The organism is Adonisia turfae CCMR0081 (assembly GCF_011009555.1).
Lineage (GTDB): Bacteria > Cyanobacteriota > Cyanobacteriia > Phormidesmidales > Phormidesmidaceae > Leptothoe > Leptothoe turfae.
Genome location: NZ_QXHD01000004.1, coordinates 6807141 through 6808752, shown reverse-complemented (window position 1 = coordinate 6808752; position 1612 = coordinate 6807141). Strand labels below are relative to the sequence as shown.

The following is a 1612-nucleotide window of genomic DNA, read 5'->3' as shown; positions in this document are numbered from 1 at the left end:
CCTAAAGGCAGATATTCAACAGCTCACCCAGCAATATGGCGGCCCTGTTATTCACGTTGAGACCGTTACAGAAGCTATGGAGACCTGGAACTTTGTGTATGACGAACAAATCCCTTGTGTCATCCAGTTAGCTGGCCAGCCTGAACCGTGGGCGGCATTCCCGTTATCTCGACTGCTGAAGGCATAGCCAATTCATACGAGGTTTAGCCGGTCCTGCTTTGGTGGGACTGGCTAGCGTGCTATGTCAGAACTGAGCACCATACGAATTTATAGCCGAATCTTGGACTGTGGCCGAGAGGAAGCCCGTCTCTGGCATTTAGCTAGGGCGTTAGATCCGACTGGCAGTGGCCAGGTGTGCTTAACGGTGCATCAGGCCATGGCCTTTTTTGGTGTTGGTCAGGCCACAATCTATCGATGGCTAAAACGAGGTGAAGGTGTCTTCTGGTATCGAAACCGATCCGAGCGACGGCATCTAGAACTGCATCTGATCGGCATTCGTCGGGTAGCCAGATCTCTCAACCTCGGTGTTCATAAAAACAAACTGGGTGCGATCGCTCAGGTGCCAATTACAGCGATCGCCACTCGGTTTAATGCCAAAGCAACCGCGACTTATTTAGACGCTCTCCAAGCACAGCGACAAGCGTGGTGGGCAACGAATGCAAATACGAGTGAAGGCTTGAGGAAATTCATTATTAAGCCATGGGAGCGTGTAGCCTGTGCTGTATCGACACGGGCAAACGAAACACGGACTGGAGAGATCAAACCTCTCCAGAAGTATGCTCTCGTGGATAACCAATGGACTATCCCAGGCACCACACTAACCAGTATTCGTAAGCGGACTGATTGGAAAAGCGATCGCACCATCCAACGCAGACTATCAGCCAGTGTTCGCAAAGAGCATGGACTAGAACCCATTGACAAACTCAGAGTTGCAGAAGAGATTTCAGATCCAGATATTATGGCTGCCTTAGCTCAGTCCTGTTCTGGTTATGTGGTGAAGAATGACAGAGTGTATCGGCTGCTGTCTTTCTCAGAGTCGAAGTTCTTTGCTATCAAATACTGTATCTATGCTGAGGATATTCAGTTGTTGGGGTTGCGCAGGCTCAGAGGCAAGGTGAACAAATTTTTAGATGGCTGAACGTTGGACCGAATACTTACCTGACAGAAATGAGAAAATGTAGATGCCTATTTCCACCACACCCTAATTCTTTGGGTATATGCGGGGTACCCTGATGCTCTTAAATAAATAGTTGGCCCATATCTTGGCCAGAGCATGTACCAACTATGGCTTAGTGAAAAATCTAGATACCTGATTATTCATTGGTTCACTCACTAAAATAAGTTAGCGGGTCAGGTATTTGGCTGAGGGAAAGTAACTAAATATGCGACAAATTGCTCACGTGATTTCTCTGAGATTAGATTGATGGCATTGAAATTTATGTGATTGCACTTGGGTGCAATATCTATACTCAGGGTTACGATCCGATGAGTTGCTGAAGGACTAGAGTTCAGAGAGAATAATAAACCCCTCTGGCTGGTTGGCTGCCAGAGGGGTTTTATTATTCAGAACCTGCTTCTAGTCCCCTGCTACTCTGCGGGGTTGGATGCGTTA

Annotated in this window: 2 protein-coding genes; both read left to right on the top strand. The window is 47.5% G+C overall.

Annotated elements, in window-relative coordinates:
* Positions 1–187, top strand: a 187-nt coding sequence (locus DXZ20_RS32930; protein ID WP_250566009.1) for a hypothetical protein, incomplete at its 5' end; no start/stop codon positions are given.
* A 54-nt stretch (positions 188–241) separates the two neighbouring features.
* Positions 242–1138 carry a hypothetical protein gene (locus tag DXZ20_RS32925; protein WP_163702935.1) on the top strand — a complete coding sequence of 299 codons (897 nt, stop codon included), beginning with the start codon at positions 242–244 and terminating at the stop codon, positions 1136–1138.
* The last annotated feature ends 474 nt before the right edge of the window (positions 1139–1612 follow it).

What these genes read in the sequence shown, in the direction of transcription:
- DXZ20_RS32925 (WP_163702935.1), top strand. Translation starts at nt 242, where the DNA reads ATGTCAGAACTGAGCACCATACGAATTTATAGCCGAATCTTGGACTGT.